This window comes from Phyllobacterium sp. T2-21 (genome assembly GCF_055378485.1).
The window spans coordinates 3,458,004-3,471,597 of the sequence record NZ_AP027912.1 but is presented as its reverse complement, the minus strand read 5'-3'; the positions used below and the strand labels follow the sequence as shown (position 1 = coordinate 3,471,597).

Sequence of the window (13,594 nt, the reverse complement as noted above, 5' to 3'; positions counted from 1 at the left end):
AAAGCCGAGTAATGAGCGTGGTATAATGCGTCGCGCATTTTTTCTCGTCCCATGTTGACCGATAATTCCAGTGTTGTCCGTATGTATACAGGCTCCCGCATGCTAATCTCACTGGATGCTCTTCTGGCAATTTTTCCACAAGTTCAATCATAAAGACGAGCCAACTGTCGTATTGCTCTCCTCCCATCTGCAACTCGTTGGGCACCTGCAAAGTGCTATTGTGAATCACTTCCAACACTTGATCGATGGAAATATCTCCCGTCCGGTACGCTACACCAAATCGTCTCATCATCGATCCCTCAGCCTCACACCAGGACCATTGCCGTTCGGATCGATAAACAACACGCCTGCATCGACGAGGGCGCGTTCGATTGCCGCGAGATTATTCGCAATAGGTATCCGTCGAGAAGCTTCAAAATCTCGAATCGTTGACGCAGAGACGCCGGCCTCCTTCGCTAATTCAGGTTGCGTCCATTCCAACATTGCTCGTGCAGCTCGACATTGAGCAGGGTTCATCGCGCTATCCTCAATAAAAAACACCAACATCAATAAATAATGTTGACTTTGCACCAAGGTTGGTGTTTTTTACTGATATAGAAGTTTATTGCTGAACGCAACGAGGAGCCGCACTATGTATCTTGAAGAGTTTGCAGACAGACCCCGGATTTCATCTCGCATGCCAATTGCCGGCGTTGACTATGCGCACGGCACGCCTCTCGATTCTTTCATCCTTCCAGACACGCAGATCTCCTGGCAGGATTTCCACGAACTTGCTCGCGACACCATCAAGAATGCGAAGAGCCAGCAAGAACTCAAACTGGCTATCATGCTCAGTAATGCGATTGCCAACCGGATGGGCAATCCATGGGCTGGCGATACGAGCAGAATCCGCCGGCAAGCACAGGCTCGCATGGCGCTGCTGGAGCGCACCAAGAGCAAACATCGGGATGTGATTGTGGCGATGCTGCGCGCCGGATACGAGATCAACGTTATCGCTGATGTGACCGGCCTTCACGCGTCTTCTATACGCCGCTGGCGCCGGCAGGTGGCAGCGTACAACAGCAGGTTCCACTAATCACGACCATCAACGCAGTCACCACCTGCGCGAGGAGAACCACAACCGCCGCAACCTCCCCAGTGCGGCGAACCCGAGGAGCCCGGAATGAGACCATCGAAAAGAAGATAAGACGCGGGTGGCCACCCATCGACGCGGGTAAGTTTCAGCTTGCCCGCGTTTTTTATTGAAAACGGTCCGAAAAACTTTTGTTGGGGCCGTTTGCACAATTTTGCGTTTGGATCGAGATAATTCCGACCAGCAACCATAACCAGAAGGAAGGTGAGTCAAAGATGATATTGATTAAAGCCAAACCGCCTTTGCTAGCATCAGAGCCGCTCTTGAGCATGATCCGCACGATGGCCCGCCGACAGGCCCGCATCGACGCGCGCGCACCGGAGGCCGCAAACGATAATAGGCGAATGGCACCATGACTATGTGTTTCCATGCGACGTACGACATTCTCTTGGAAACACTTATATGAGCCGCGGACCCGGAAAAATCGAAAGGGCGGTTGAGAAAGTGTTTCTGGAGAATCCAGACAGCTCATTCACTGTGGAGGATTTAGCTGACCGCGTATTCTTCGGCGCAAATCGGATAGAGAAAAAGCACCGAGTGTCGCTGATCCGAGCCACGCGGAAGGTCTGCGCTCGATTGGATTGGGACTACTTTTTGGCGGGAAGCAGGGGCGGCACGATCGTCTATTTCAACCCATACGATGTAATCTCTTATGGATCGGCTCAAATTAAGAGCGGCGATTGCTTCAATCATTACCGCTCAAAGGATAATCGCATACCTGACCATTGGCGCACAACGGATGATGATGTTCGTAAGATGCTACAGCCGGGAGGCCGCAAACACGACTATGTAGCCGAGGGAGGGACATGGTGGAAGTTTGTAAAAATGAATGTCATTGTGCGGGACAAGGATTCATCTCCCGAAGCCAAAAAAATCTTTGAGGGCCACAACCGGTTCCGCGTGAGGTATGGCGCAAAGCCCTGGAATCTGCCTGAGCATTTTAACGAGGTCACAATATGAAGCGTGCTGCCATCTATGCGCGGTTCTCTACTGACCTTCAGAACGATAAATCAGTAGATGACCAGATCATGCTATGCTCGGAATACGCGGTGCGTATCGGGTGCAGCTTAGTTGCGTGTTACTCAGACAAAGCGCGCTCTGGCGCCTCGATGTTCGGTCGTCCCGGATTGGCTGATTTAATGGAATCCGCTCATGAGGGTGGTTTTGACGTTTTGATATCAGAGGCACCTGATCGCATCAGCCGCGATATGGAAGATCTAGCAGGCATACACAAGAAACTGAATTTCCGTGGCATTGAGATAAATTGCGTCAACGGCGGCAGGCAGGATTCTCTTCAGATCGGCATGCACAGCATTGTTGGCCAAATGCAGCGCGAGGAGGGGGCTCGCAAAGTAAAGCGTGGCCTCATGGGCGTCATTGACGATAAACGCAACGCAGGTGGCAAGGCGTACGGATATAGCCCTATCCTGGGGGAGGCTGGCGAGCTAAGCATTGTTCCTGCTGAGGCTGAAACGGTACTTCGGATATTTAAAGCTTACGCTGCTGGTCAAAGTCCGCGCGATATCGCGGGTACGTTGAACAACGATGGCATTCCTGCGCCACGCGGTCCGCGCTGGTCCGCTCCTACGATCAATGGCAATGGCAAGCGTGGTAATGGCATTCTACGCAATCCTATTTATTCGGGCCGCATCATCTGGAATCGTGTGCGCATGGTGAAAGACCCCGCGACCGGCAAGCGGGTATCACGGCCAAACGATCCCTCCGAGTTTCGATATGCCGATGTGCCGCACCTTCGAATTATCGACCAGACGCTTTTTGATGCTGTGCAGGCACGCAAGGAAGCTGTCGGCGGGGTGCATGCTAACCATGCACCAAGGAACAAGCGCGTACTTAGCGGGCTGCTGAAATGCGGTGGATGTGGAGGCGGTCTGGTTATGATTGGCCATGACAGGAGCGGCCCGCGTATTCAGTGCAGCACATACCGGGAGTCTCGTTCCTGCAGCAATTCCGCGCGATACTATATCGAGAAGGTGGAAACCCATGTGATCGATGCGTTACGGCTCCAATTCGCAGATCCGATAATCATCGCGGAATACGTCAAAGCCTATCGTGATGAGCGCCGGCGAATAGAGTCGGAGGCTCGCAGAAGTCGCGGTACAACCTCGCAGAAGTTGGCAGAGACGCAATCCAAACTAGACAGATTGATTGGTAAGATAGCTGCCGATCTAATATCCGATGATGAAGCCAAGCCGCTACTTGCCTCATTGAGGGCGGAGAAAGATAGGCTTAACGCCGATCTGGCAACTGCCGGTGAAGACACCAATGTCATTGAGCTTCATCCGCAGGCCGTAGAGCGCTTTCGGGAGAACATAGAGAATCTGGCCTCCATCCTTTCACAGGGGGATGTTGCGCCCGATAGTGAGCTCATAGGTTCGTTCCGTGAGCTGGTTGCAGAAGTAATCGTCATGCCTCGCCACAAAGGTGACGAATACGTAGTTCAAATAAAGGGGTATCTATCCAGTCTTCTGGGAGCCGGCTTGTCGGCTGTGACAATGGTAGCGAAGGAGGGATTCGAACCCCCGACACAAGGATTATGATTCCTCTGCTCTAACCTACTGAGCTACTTCGCCCCATATGTCATGCGACCCGTGAACGGCTAGCCTGCAAGTGAGGACCGGGGGACGCGCTGTCAATTGACAGGGACGGGGCGGATATATGTGGGGAGCAACGGCCTGTCAAGCAATCTTCTCCGTATCGAAGACTTGTGTTCGTTTCTTCCTGCGGATAATGGATGCCGATATGAAAAAGGCTGAAAAGATGGCTCCACGGATTGCAGTGCTGGGTTGCGGCTATTGGGGCAGCAATCATATCCGGACATTGAAGAGTCTCGGGGCGCTGTTTGCAGTCTCCGACCAGAACACCGATCGCGCCGCCGGCTTCGCCGCGGAGCAGAATGTTCTGCACATTGAAGTCGACGATCTTTTCACCCATCCGGAGGTCGATGCCATCGTCATGGCCCTGCCGCCGCAATTTCATGCGGCTGCGGCGATTCGCGCCGTCACCAATGGCAAGGATGTCCTCGTCGAAAAGCCGATTGCCCTGACCGTTCCCGATGCGGAAGCCGCCGTGAAGGCTGCGCGCGACAACGGGCGCATCTTCATGGTCGGACACGTCCTGCGTTTTCATCCGGCATTCGAACGGCTTCTGGAGCTGATCAAGGCGGGCGATCTCGGCGATGTGCGCTATATCCATTCGCATCGGCTCGGTCTTGGAAAATTCCACACGGAAAACGATGCCCTCTGGGATCTGGCACCGCATGACCTGTCGATGATCCTGGCCATCACCGGCACCGAACCTTTGGAAGTGCGCGGCGAGGGCGCGGCGGTGCTCGATCACCTCAGCGATTTCGCCCACCTGCACATGCGCTTTCCCAACAATATTCGCGGGCACCTTTTTGCCTCGCGTCTTAATCCCTATCGCGAGCGCCGGCTTACGGTCGTCGGCACCAAGGCCATGGCCGTCTTCGACGACATGGAGCAGTGGGACAAGAAGCTTGCCGTCTACAAGCATTCGATCTGGCAGGATAACGGCCAGTGGGCGTCGACGACGGAAGAGCCGACCTATGTCAAGATTGCGCAGGGCATGCCGCTGACCCGGGAATGCCAGAATTTCATCGACAGCATCAACACGCGCAGCGAGCCGGTCACCGACGGCGAGGAAGCGATTCGCGTCCTGCGGATTCTGACCGCCGGCACGGTTGCGCACGACAAGGCGAGCTGATCCGTTCGGCGGCCCCAAAAGTGCTGCAAGATTGCGCTCGGTGTAAAGCGTTGTTACAAGACCGGACAAACTTTGAACGACAACGTCTGGCAGACCTCCCACGGCCCTTCTAAAGAGTTGTCTTGACCGTTTTCCGCGACGGATTCGCGGAACAATTGATATTGGAGCAATGATGCAGTTCATCGATCTCGGCGCACAGCGTGAACGGATTAGCAGCAAGCTTGATGCGGCAATCGCCAAAGTGGTGCGTGAAGGCAAATATATTCTCGGACCGGAAGTTGCCGAGTTCGAAAAGCGTCTTGGCGCATATCTCGGTGTCGAGCATGTGGTTGCCTGTGCCAACGGTACGGATGCCCTGCAGATTCCGCTGATGGCACGCGGCATCGGCCCGGGTGATGCGGTGTTCTGCCCGAGCTTTACCTTCGCCGCCACCGCTGAAGTCGTGGCGCTTGTCGGAGCGGAGCCGGTTTTCATCGATGTCGACGCCGATACCTACAACATCAATGTCGAGCAGCTGGAAGCGGCGATCAAGGCCGTCCTGGCGGAAGGCCGGTTGCAGCCAAAGGCGATCATCCCGGTCGATCTGTTCGGCCTCGCCGCCAATTACACCTCGGTATCGGCAATTGCCGACAAATACGGCCTGTTCGTCATCGAAGATGCGGCGCAGTCGATCGGCGGCAAGCGCGACAATGCGATGTGCGGTGCGTTCGGCCATGTCGGCGCGACCAGTTTCTACCCGGCAAAACCTCTGGGCTGCTATGGCGACGGCGGTGCCATGTTCACCAATGACGCGGCGCTGGCCGACCTGTTGCGCTCCATCCTGTTCCACGGCAAGGGCGAGACGCAGTATGACAATGTGCGCGTCGGCATGAATTCGCGCCTCGATACGATCCAGGCGGCAGTCCTTATTGAAAAGCTCGCCATTCTCGAAGACGAGATGGAAGCGCGCCAGATCGTGGCCAAGCGCTATGCCAACGGCCTCAAGGACGTGGTCAAGGTCGCCCTTATGCCGGAAGGCTCACGCTCGGCCTGGGCGCAATATGCCATCGAGACTGAGAACCGCGACGCGCTCAAGGCGCATCTGCAGGCCAACGGCATTCCTTCGGTGATCTATTATGTCAAGCCGCTGCATCTGCAGGAAGCCTATGCGCACTATATGCGCGCGCCGGGCGGCCTCGCCGTGTCGGAAACGCTGCCGAAGAACATCCTGTGCCTGCCGATGCATGCCTATTTGAGTGAGGCTGATCAGGACCGCATCATTGGAACCATTCGCGAGTTCAAGACCAAAAGCGCTGCCTAAGCGCTTTTGGGGCCACATCGCTGACAGAGGTTCGTGCGATCAGGCGACGGCCTGGCCCTGTTGTGCCAGGCGCTTGAGCATGGCTTCCGCCTGCGGAGCCCGTTCGGAGCGGCCGATGAAGCCGCCGCCATAGACACGGGCGGTGTTGCTGTCATCGGAATAGAGGACGCAGGCCTGACCGGGGGCGATGCCGCTTTCGCCATCGACCAGCTCGACCCACGTCTCGCCGTCGCGGTGGTGCAGGACAGCCGGGCGCGGCGGACGGGTCGAACGGACCTTGGCATAAACTTCAACGCCGCCTTCCGGAATGCTCTCGAGCGTATCATCCCCGAGCCAGTTGACGTTGCGCAGGAAAACCTTGCGGGTTTCCAGCGCTTCGCGCGGGCCGACGACCACACGTGCATTGGCTGCGTCGAGATGGACAACGTAGAGCGGGTCGCCCGTCGCCACGCCGATGCCGCGGCGCTGGCCGATGGTGTAGTGCACGATGCCTTCATGGCGGCCAAGCACGCGTCCGTCGATGTGGACGATGTCGCCTGGATTGGCAGCCTCGGGCTTCAGCTTGGAAATAATGTCGGAATACTTGCCCTGCGGAACAAAGCAGATGTCCTGGCTGTCCTGCTTGTTGGCAACGGACAGGCCGAGTTCTTCGGCAATGGCGCGGGTTTCCGGCTTGGTCAGTGATCCCAGCGGGAAGCGCAGGTAGTCGATCTGTTCCTGCGTGGTTGCAAACAGGAAATAGCTCTGGTCCTTGTCCGTATCGACCGGGCGGTAGAGCGCGCGGTGCGCGCCATTGGCATGGCTGCGGATATAATGTCCGGTGGCGAGCGCATCGGCGCCGAGATCCCTGGCGGTCTGCAGGAGATCGGCAAACTTCACCGTCTGGTTGCAGGATACGCAAGGGATAGGCGTTTCGCCGCTGACATAGCTGTTGGCAAAGGGATCGATCACGGCCTCGCGGAAGCGCGCTTCGTAGTCCAGCACATAATGCGGAATGCCAAGGCGTTCGGAGACGCGGCGCGCATCTTCGATATCCTGGCCGGCGCAGCAGGAGCCCGTGCGGTGGGTCGATGCACCGTGATCATAGAGCTGCAAGGTAACGCCGACGACATCATAACCCTGACGTTTGAGAATGCCCGCCACAACAGAAGAATCCACGCCGCCAGACATGGCGACGACGATACGTGTGTCTTCCGGCTTGCCCGGCAGATCGAGATTATTCAGTGTCATAAGCGGATCCGGTTCTTGCAGCGACATAACGGCGCAGGGATATTCAAGGCCCCTATATAGGTCAATTGACTCGATCTTGCCAACAGGAAGTGTCAGGCGGCGTATTTTTCTCACGCAAAGGTGAGCGATGCGCCGCCGTGGCCACGGCCGATAATACCGGTCAAAGCCGGCAAAATGGTCATTTTCAACAATCTCCTGGAATTTGCAGAAGTTACCAGAGAATGACTCGCTGTTTAGGCAATTATTAAAGCCCTGCCTGTAATGTCGGCTGCGATAGGTCTTGAAGTTTAGTGTAGAGAGTACAATGACCGATCTTGTTCGACCGAGAGTAAAATATGTAATCGGCCCGGATGGCAGCCCGCTGACCATCGCCGATCTTCCGCCCGCCAATACGCGGCGTTGGGTTATTCGCCGCAAGGCTGAGGTGGTTGCCGCTGTGCGCGGTGGTCTTCTTAGTCTTGAGGAGGCTTGCCATCGCTATACATTGACGGTGGAAGAGTTCCTGTCCTGGCAGTCCTCGATCTCCGATCATGGCCTGGCTGGACTAAGAACAACCCGGATACAGCAATATCGTCATTAGATGATGTCGCCTTTGAGTTTGGCTGAGGCTGGTCGTTGAGACCAGCCTTTTCCTTTTCATGGGGATCAGAATGGTCGTCGCTGTCATATTGTTCCGCTGAGCCACAAAACCTGATCTAAGAGATCATGGATGACGGCAAGGAGACGTTGAATGGCAGACGATATCAAAATTACCAAGGAAGAAACCGCAAAGGGCGGACGCTATGTGACCGTCGTCTCGGGGCACGAGGCGGAGATGACGTTTTCCCGGGTGAATCCCGAACTGATCATCGTTGATCACACGGGTGTGCCGGATGCGCTGCGCGGCCAGGGCGTGGGGCAGGCGCTGGCGCTGCATGCGGTGGAAGATGCGAGGGCGGGGGGATGGAAAATCATTCCCCTATGCCCGTTCATGCGCGCCCAATCCCTGCGGCACAAGGATTGGGCCGATGTGGTGCGGCAGAGCTGAAACAGACCCGGCTGCCGTCCCCGGTCAGCCGATCATGGCGCGTTTGTCGGCGACCGGCATGTCGTCGATATCGCGGACCTTGCCGTCGCGCTGTTCCAGCGCCTCGGCTTTCGCCAGTTCGGCTTCTGATTCGGCCAGTGCCGCCTCGGCATCGTCCTTCTGAGCCTTCAGATCACGGATCGAATCAAACAGATTGTCGCGACGCTGGCGCGCAGCCTTGGCGAATGTCGGGTAGGCAAAATGCGACGTGTCGGTAATGCCCGCCTTCTTTTCCTCGGACATAATCTGCGCGTCCAACTCAGCAGCCATGCGTTCGAATTCACCCATCATGAGATCAAGCTGGCCGAGCTGGCGGCGCTTTTCCTTGACCTGAAACAGTTTCAATCGAACCAAACCTTCATGCGACTTCATACTCACTACCCCCACAAAGCCGGTACGCAGACCCTTCAACAGGAGTCATCCGGCTGGCGTTTCACCCGAATCACTTCGGGAAAATGAAACAAAAACTTAAAGGTTGCCGCGTCTGGTAACCTTTCCTTTACGTTCAGCATTAATCATACGCCTTAAGACTTAAAGCTCGGTAAATCGAAGTCGGCCGTGTCCGGCTAAAAATTTATTGAGTCGAATGAATCGCTTAGGCGCAGAACCTGAAGCTTTGGCTGATGGTTTTTAGCCGGGTGACTCACCTTATGAATCAATGCGGTGCCTGTGATTTTTAACTTATGAGTCAAAGACACTTGCAAAGCGGAATTAGATTTTGTTAACCATTCGGTGGCAATCTTAACGTTATGGAAACGGCTTGTTTCGCGACCTGACTTCGGGATTGCACGGCAACCCATTTCAGCGGCGGGAAAAGGGGAATGATATGCGGGTTCTTTTAATCGAAGACGATAGTGCGACGGCCCAGAGCATCGAGTTGATGCTCAAGTCGGAAAGCTTCAATGTTTATACGACGGATCTGGGCGAAGAGGGTGTCGATCTCGGCAAACTCTACGACTACGATATCATCCTCCTCGACCTCAACCTGCCGGATATGTCCGGTTATGAAGTCCTGAGGACCCTGCGTCTGTCCAAGGTCAAGACGCCCATCCTCATCCTCTCCGGCATGGCCGGCATCGAGGACAAGGTGCGCGGCCTCGGTTTCGGCGCCGACGACTACATGACCAAGCCTTTCCACAAGGACGAACTGGTTGCCCGCATCCACGCGATCGTTCGCCGCTCGAAGGGCCATGCCCAGTCGGTCATCACCACGGGCGACCTGATCGTGAACCTCGATGCCAAGACGGTTGAAGTCACCGGCCAGCGCGTTCACCTCACCGGCAAGGAATACCAGATGCTGGAGCTGCTTTCGCTCCGCAAGGGGACGACGCTCACCAAGGAAATGTTCCTCAACCACCTCTATGGCGGTATGGATGAGCCTGAACTGAAGATCATCGACGTTTTCATCTGCAAGCTGCGCAAGAAGCTCGACAGTGCTTCCGGTGGTATCAACTACATCGAGACCGTCTGGGGCCGCGGCTACGTGCTGCGTGAGCCGGATGCGTCGGACATGCGCGAAATCGCCTGAGCCTTCGTCTCGGGTCATTCAAGCAAAAGGCTCCGTCACTGACGGAGCCTTTTGCTTTTTGCATGTTTGATGCGGGTCAAACGGCCATGTCCAGCTCGCGGCTGCGGCCGATGCGCGTCATCCATTCGAGATAATTCGGCTCGCGCTTGATCTGCCAGCCATAGTGGCGGCGCAGTTCATCGACCAGCTTGCCGTTCCGGCCCAGGAGATCATCCGCATACTGGATCATCAGGGAATTCGGCCAGGCCTGCGGGCGTATCTGGCGCAGGCGCTCGAACAGCCGGGCCTCGGATTCATCGGGATAGGTCTGGGCGAGGAGGGAGAGCATGGCTGCCGTCGAGCGGGATATGCCCATGTGGCAATGGATCAGCAGGTGGCCTTCGGCGCCATCCGCCTTTGATTCAGCCAGCGCCTTGCCGAAGTTCAGGATTTCCGCAACGTGTTGCGGCTGCGGCAGGATCTTGCCTTCATCGGCGTCGATGATGTCGTGAAAGTTCAGTGTCGTGCGGTGATGGCTGCCATAGGCCTGGAATGCCTCGAGTTCCGGCCAGTTCGGGTCGAGAATGGACAGGACATGGGTGACGGTGCGTCCGCTCTGGGCGGGCAGTTCGTCAATGCCGCAGATGGTCAGCGTGGAGATGGACAAAGGTTTCATGGGGAATCGGTAATCCTGATGCTTGTGTGGCGCCAACCGCATTGTGGAAGCGTTCCGCGGCGATGGCAAAGATTATCCGAGGTTTTCCGGCATATTTACGACGCGGACTGGCAGGGTCAATTCATCTGGGCTGCATCAGTTCGATGCGGTTGCCGAAGGGATCGTGGACGAAGCGCCGGTCGTATTTTTCCAGTGGCTTGTCTTCGGTAATGGCATAGCCTGCCGCTTCCAATGCGTGGACCAGCGCAGCAAGATTGTCCGTCAACAGAGCGGGATGCGCTTTTTTCGCGGGAGAAAAGTTCTGCTCGACGCCAAGATGAAGGCGGACGCTGCCGGTTTCAAACCAGCATCCGCCGCGCCCGGCGAGCGATGCGGGCTTGGGCACTTCGGGGATGCCGAGAAGGCCATCATAGAATTCGCGTGCCGCCTGTTCTTCGCCCGCGGGCATGGCCAGCTGGATGTGTTCAATTCCGGTTATCGCCATCGTCTTCTGCCTTCGGGCTGCTTGCTCTTGAGATAACAACCTAGCGAGCACGCGGCGGAGCGGCAACAGGCACGGTCAGGTGGTCAGAATGACACTGCCCGTTGTTTTGCCCGCTTCCAGATCCGCCTGTGCCCTGGCTGCATCGCGCAGGGCATATTCCGCACCTATCGGGCTGCTCAAGCCGTCCTGCAGGGCGGCGATGAGGGCTTCTGACCCGCGCTGGTAGAACACCGGATCGTTGACGGCAGCAATGACGCTTGGGCGCATGACCGCGATGTTGCCCAGGTCTTCGAGCCGGACCGGCGGCACCGGGCCTGCCGGCTGGCCGATGGAGCCCAGGATGCCGAAGGGCCGGATTGTCTTCAACGTTTCCATGAAGATCGATCCGCCGATACCGTCGACGGCGAGGTGGACACCCTTGTTGCCGGAGATGCGGCGGACGTCACTGGTCCAGTCCTCTGATTTGTACAGCAGCACCTCATCGGCGCCCGCCGCCTTTGCGGCTGCTATTTTGCCTTCCGACCCGACTGTGCCGATGACATTGGCTCCCAAACGCTTCGCCCAGCGCGAGACCAGCTGGCCAACGCCGCCTGCCGCCGCGTGAACCAGCACCCATTCGCCCGGCCTGACAGAGCGAACCTCGTGCAGAAGCATATAGGCCGTCAGGCCGCGCAACAATGTGCTTGCGGCGACGCGATCCGAAACCGCATCCGGCAGCTTGATCAGGCGTGATTGCGGGATCAGCCGCATTTCAGCGTAGCCGCCGAGCGGCATGCCGGCATAGGCAACCCGGTCACCGGGTTGGAGATGGGTGACGTTTTCCCCGATGGCGTCGACAATGCCCGCCCCCTCGAGGCCAAGCACGGCGGGTAGGCTTGGCGTTGAATAGAGACCGCTGCGGAAATAGATATCGACAAAATTGACGCCGATAACCGTTTGCCGGATGCGCACCTCATCCCGCCCCGGATCGCCAACACCGACGTCTCTTGCCCGCAATACTTCTGGGCCGCCGGGGCCGGTCATTTCGATCGTCAGTGCCATGATGTTCTCCTTTGGAATGAGGCATTCGAACACATCATGGGATGTGAGAAAATTCTGTGTTTTGTCTCCATACATGTGCAATAATTCACCAATGATCGATTGGCAGGATTTGCACTACTTTTCCGTTCTGACCCGGACAGGGTCGCTGTCCGCCGCCGCCCGCGCGCTTGGCGTTGACCATGCGACGATCGGGCGGCGCGTCGCATCGCTCGAACAGGCGCTTGCGCTGCGTCTTGTCGACCGCTTGCCGCGCCGTTCGCCTTTGACGGCGGAGGGAAAGGCGCTTGCCGAACTTGTCGAAGACATGGCGCGGCTGACACAATCCATTGAACGGCGTGCCCGAGGCTTGTCACTCTCGCCGGTCACAACGGTACGCATCAGCGCACCGCCGGCGGTTGCGGCAAGGCTGATTGCACCGCGCGTGGTCGAGTTTCACCGCGAACACCCGGACATCACCCTGGCACTTGCGGGGGCGACGCAGAACGCCGCGCTTGATCGCAGCGAGGCCGATCTTGCCGTCCGCATGGCGCGGCCTGTGGAGAAGGATCTGCTCATCCGGCGGATCGGGGCCATGCGCTTCGGGCTCTATGCCACGCGCGAGCAGGCTGCCCAGCCGCCGGAAGCGCTGGCGTTCATCGCCTATGACGCAACGCTGGATCACGTGGCCCAGCAGGTCTGGCTGCGCTCGATCCTCGCGGGGCGCCCGATCATCTTTCAGGCCAGCGACCTCTTCGGCCAGCAGGAAGCGGCGCGCGCCGGTCTGGGGGCGGCTGTCCTTCCCTGCTTCATGGGGGACAATGATGCGATGCTGGTCAAACTGCCGGTCAAGGAGCTGCCACCAATCCGCGATCTCTGGCTGACGGCCTATCCGGATATCGGCCGCTCGCCCGTCATGCGGACGGTGATGACCTTCCTCGCCGATATCATCGGCAGGGAGTGTCCGGTCAGAATACCATGACTATTGGATTTTACCCGACGGACGTCGACGGCAGGATTTCCGAGATGGACTCCCGGTTGAAGGGTTTCAGCAGATAACCATATGCCCCGGCCCGTTTGGCCCGCATGATCTTGGTCACGTCGATTTCGGCAAGGCAGAGGTAAATCCGGCTTTCCTTGCCGCCGGGCAGGGCGCGAATCTGGCTGATGATGTCGACGGACGGCATATCCGGCAGTGCGCAGTCCAGAATGATGATGTCTGGCATTTCAACGCTGCAGGCCGAAACCGTCTGAAAGCCCGTGTCGGCTGTGGTCACGACAACGCTGTCGCTTGCGAGCAGACGCGTCGCAACTTTCCTGACCACCGGCGCTCCATCAACGACCATACAACGTAACACGTGCCAACTCCCCCCGGAATCACTGCGACATTGCAGCTGCTTCAACGGAGAGTATCAGGCCGATTGTGAAGAAATGGCCAAAG

17 protein-coding genes and 1 tRNA gene are annotated in these 13,594 nt (G+C 57.3%); 9 read left to right on the top strand and 9 right to left on the bottom strand.

Going from position 1 to position 13,594, the window contains the following annotated elements:
* Window positions 1–288: 288 nt before the first annotated feature.
* The gene (locus ACZ5FP_RS17245; protein ID WP_426137177.1) at window positions 289–516 is read right to left on the bottom strand and encodes a helix-turn-helix domain-containing protein; all 228 of its coding nucleotides are present in this window, start codon (window positions 514–516) and stop codon (window positions 289–291) included.
* A 115-nt stretch (window positions 517–631) separates the two neighbouring features.
* On the opposite strand from ACZ5FP_RS17245, the gene ACZ5FP_RS17240 reads away from it, so the two are divergent.
* Window positions 632–1,075, top strand: coding sequence for a hypothetical protein (locus tag ACZ5FP_RS17240; RefSeq protein ID WP_229489978.1), 444 nt, complete (start codon window positions 632–634; stop codon window positions 1,073–1,075).
* Window positions 1,076–1,238: 163 nt separating this feature from the next.
* Here the strand turns inward: ACZ5FP_RS17240 and ACZ5FP_RS17235 are convergent, their stop codons facing one another.
* Complete coding sequence (locus tag ACZ5FP_RS17235; protein WP_464661386.1) at window positions 1,239–1,502, bottom strand: hypothetical protein; 264 nt, start codon at window positions 1,500–1,502, stop codon at window positions 1,239–1,241.
* A gap of 32 nt (window positions 1,503–1,534) precedes the next feature.
* Between ACZ5FP_RS17235 and ACZ5FP_RS17230 the strand changes: the two genes are divergently transcribed.
* On the top strand, window positions 1,535–2,092 hold the full coding sequence (locus ACZ5FP_RS17230; RefSeq protein ID WP_229489979.1) for a hypothetical protein: 558 nt from the start codon (window positions 1,535–1,537) through the stop codon (window positions 2,090–2,092).
* The gene (locus ACZ5FP_RS17225) at window positions 2,089–3,690 is read left to right on the top strand and encodes a recombinase family protein (RefSeq protein WP_464663336.1); all 1,602 of its coding nucleotides are present in this window, start codon (window positions 2,089–2,091) and stop codon (window positions 3,688–3,690) included. Before ACZ5FP_RS17230 ends, ACZ5FP_RS17225 begins: the two co-directional genes overlap by 4 nt.
* On the opposite strand, the gene ACZ5FP_RS17220 is transcribed toward ACZ5FP_RS17225, so the two are convergent.
* Window positions 3,647–3,723, bottom strand: a tRNA-Met gene (locus ACZ5FP_RS17220). The genes ACZ5FP_RS17225 and ACZ5FP_RS17220 overlap by 44 nt on opposite strands.
* A 187-nt stretch (window positions 3,724–3,910) precedes the next feature.
* Here ACZ5FP_RS17220 and ACZ5FP_RS17215 point away from each other — a divergent pair.
* Complete coding sequence (locus tag ACZ5FP_RS17215; RefSeq protein ID WP_223613445.1) at window positions 3,911–4,873, top strand: Gfo/Idh/MocA family protein; 963 nt, start codon at window positions 3,911–3,913, stop codon at window positions 4,871–4,873.
* Between the two features lie 172 nt (window positions 4,874–5,045).
* Window positions 5,046–6,173, top strand: a complete 1,128-nt coding sequence (locus ACZ5FP_RS17210; RefSeq protein ID WP_403183988.1) for a DegT/DnrJ/EryC1/StrS family aminotransferase — start codon at window positions 5,046–5,048, stop codon at window positions 6,171–6,173.
* A gap of 39 nt (window positions 6,174–6,212) precedes the next feature.
* On the opposite strand, the gene mnmA is transcribed toward ACZ5FP_RS17210, so the two are convergent.
* On the bottom strand, window positions 6,213–7,403 hold the full coding sequence (gene mnmA, locus ACZ5FP_RS17205; RefSeq protein WP_464661385.1) for a tRNA 2-thiouridine(34) synthase MnmA: 1,191 nt from the start codon (window positions 7,401–7,403) through the stop codon (window positions 6,213–6,215).
* A gap of 304 nt (window positions 7,404–7,707) precedes the next feature.
* Between mnmA and sciP the strand changes: the two genes are divergently transcribed.
* Both sciP and ACZ5FP_RS17195 read left to right on the top strand, forming a co-directional pair.
* Window positions 7,708–7,983, top strand: a complete 276-nt coding sequence (gene sciP / locus ACZ5FP_RS17200) for a CtrA inhibitor SciP (protein ID WP_091878079.1) — start codon at window positions 7,708–7,710, stop codon at window positions 7,981–7,983.
* Window positions 7,984–8,133: 150 nt separating this feature from the next.
* Complete coding sequence (locus ACZ5FP_RS17195; RefSeq protein WP_229489984.1) at window positions 8,134–8,430, top strand: N-acetyltransferase; 297 nt, start codon at window positions 8,134–8,136, stop codon at window positions 8,428–8,430.
* A 24-nt stretch (window positions 8,431–8,454) separates the two neighbouring features.
* Here ACZ5FP_RS17195 and ACZ5FP_RS17190 read toward each other — a convergent pair whose 3' ends face one another.
* Window positions 8,455–8,841 carry a flagellar export protein FliJ gene (locus ACZ5FP_RS17190; protein WP_105731965.1) on the bottom strand — a complete coding sequence of 129 codons (387 nt, stop codon included), beginning with the start codon at window positions 8,839–8,841 and terminating at the stop codon, window positions 8,455–8,457.
* A gap of 454 nt (window positions 8,842–9,295) precedes the next feature.
* On the opposite strand from ACZ5FP_RS17190, the gene ctrA reads away from it, so the two are divergent.
* Entirely contained in the window at window positions 9,296–9,997 is a 702-nt protein-coding gene (gene ctrA / locus ACZ5FP_RS17185) for a response regulator transcription factor CtrA (RefSeq protein ID WP_223612517.1), read from the top strand.
* Window positions 9,998–10,073: 76 nt separating this feature from the next.
* Here the strand turns inward: ctrA and ACZ5FP_RS17180 are convergent, their stop codons facing one another.
* The 3 genes from ACZ5FP_RS17180 to ACZ5FP_RS17170 form a co-directional block, all read right to left on the bottom strand.
* On the bottom strand, window positions 10,074–10,652 hold the full coding sequence (locus ACZ5FP_RS17180) for a tyrosine phosphatase family protein (RefSeq protein WP_464661384.1): 579 nt from the start codon (window positions 10,650–10,652) through the stop codon (window positions 10,074–10,076).
* 121 nt (window positions 10,653–10,773) lie between these two features.
* A complete protein-coding gene (locus tag ACZ5FP_RS17175; RefSeq protein ID WP_464661383.1) occupies window positions 10,774–11,136 on the bottom strand; it encodes a VOC family protein in 363 nt (120 codons plus the stop codon).
* A gap of 75 nt (window positions 11,137–11,211) precedes the next feature.
* Window positions 11,212–12,177 carry a quinone oxidoreductase family protein gene (locus tag ACZ5FP_RS17170; RefSeq protein ID WP_464661382.1) on the bottom strand — a complete coding sequence of 322 codons (966 nt, stop codon included), beginning with the start codon at window positions 12,175–12,177 and terminating at the stop codon, window positions 11,212–11,214.
* A 91-nt stretch (window positions 12,178–12,268) separates the two neighbouring features.
* On the opposite strand from ACZ5FP_RS17170, the gene ACZ5FP_RS17165 reads away from it, so the two are divergent.
* The gene (locus tag ACZ5FP_RS17165; RefSeq protein ID WP_464661381.1) at window positions 12,269–13,135 is read left to right on the top strand and encodes a LysR family transcriptional regulator; all 867 of its coding nucleotides are present in this window, start codon (window positions 12,269–12,271) and stop codon (window positions 13,133–13,135) included.
* Between the two features lie 10 nt (window positions 13,136–13,145).
* Here ACZ5FP_RS17165 and ACZ5FP_RS17160 read toward each other — a convergent pair whose 3' ends face one another.
* Window positions 13,146–13,499, bottom strand: a complete 354-nt coding sequence (locus ACZ5FP_RS17160) for a response regulator (RefSeq protein WP_226904627.1) — start codon at window positions 13,497–13,499, stop codon at window positions 13,146–13,148.
* Between the last annotated feature and the right edge of the window lie 95 nt (window positions 13,500–13,594).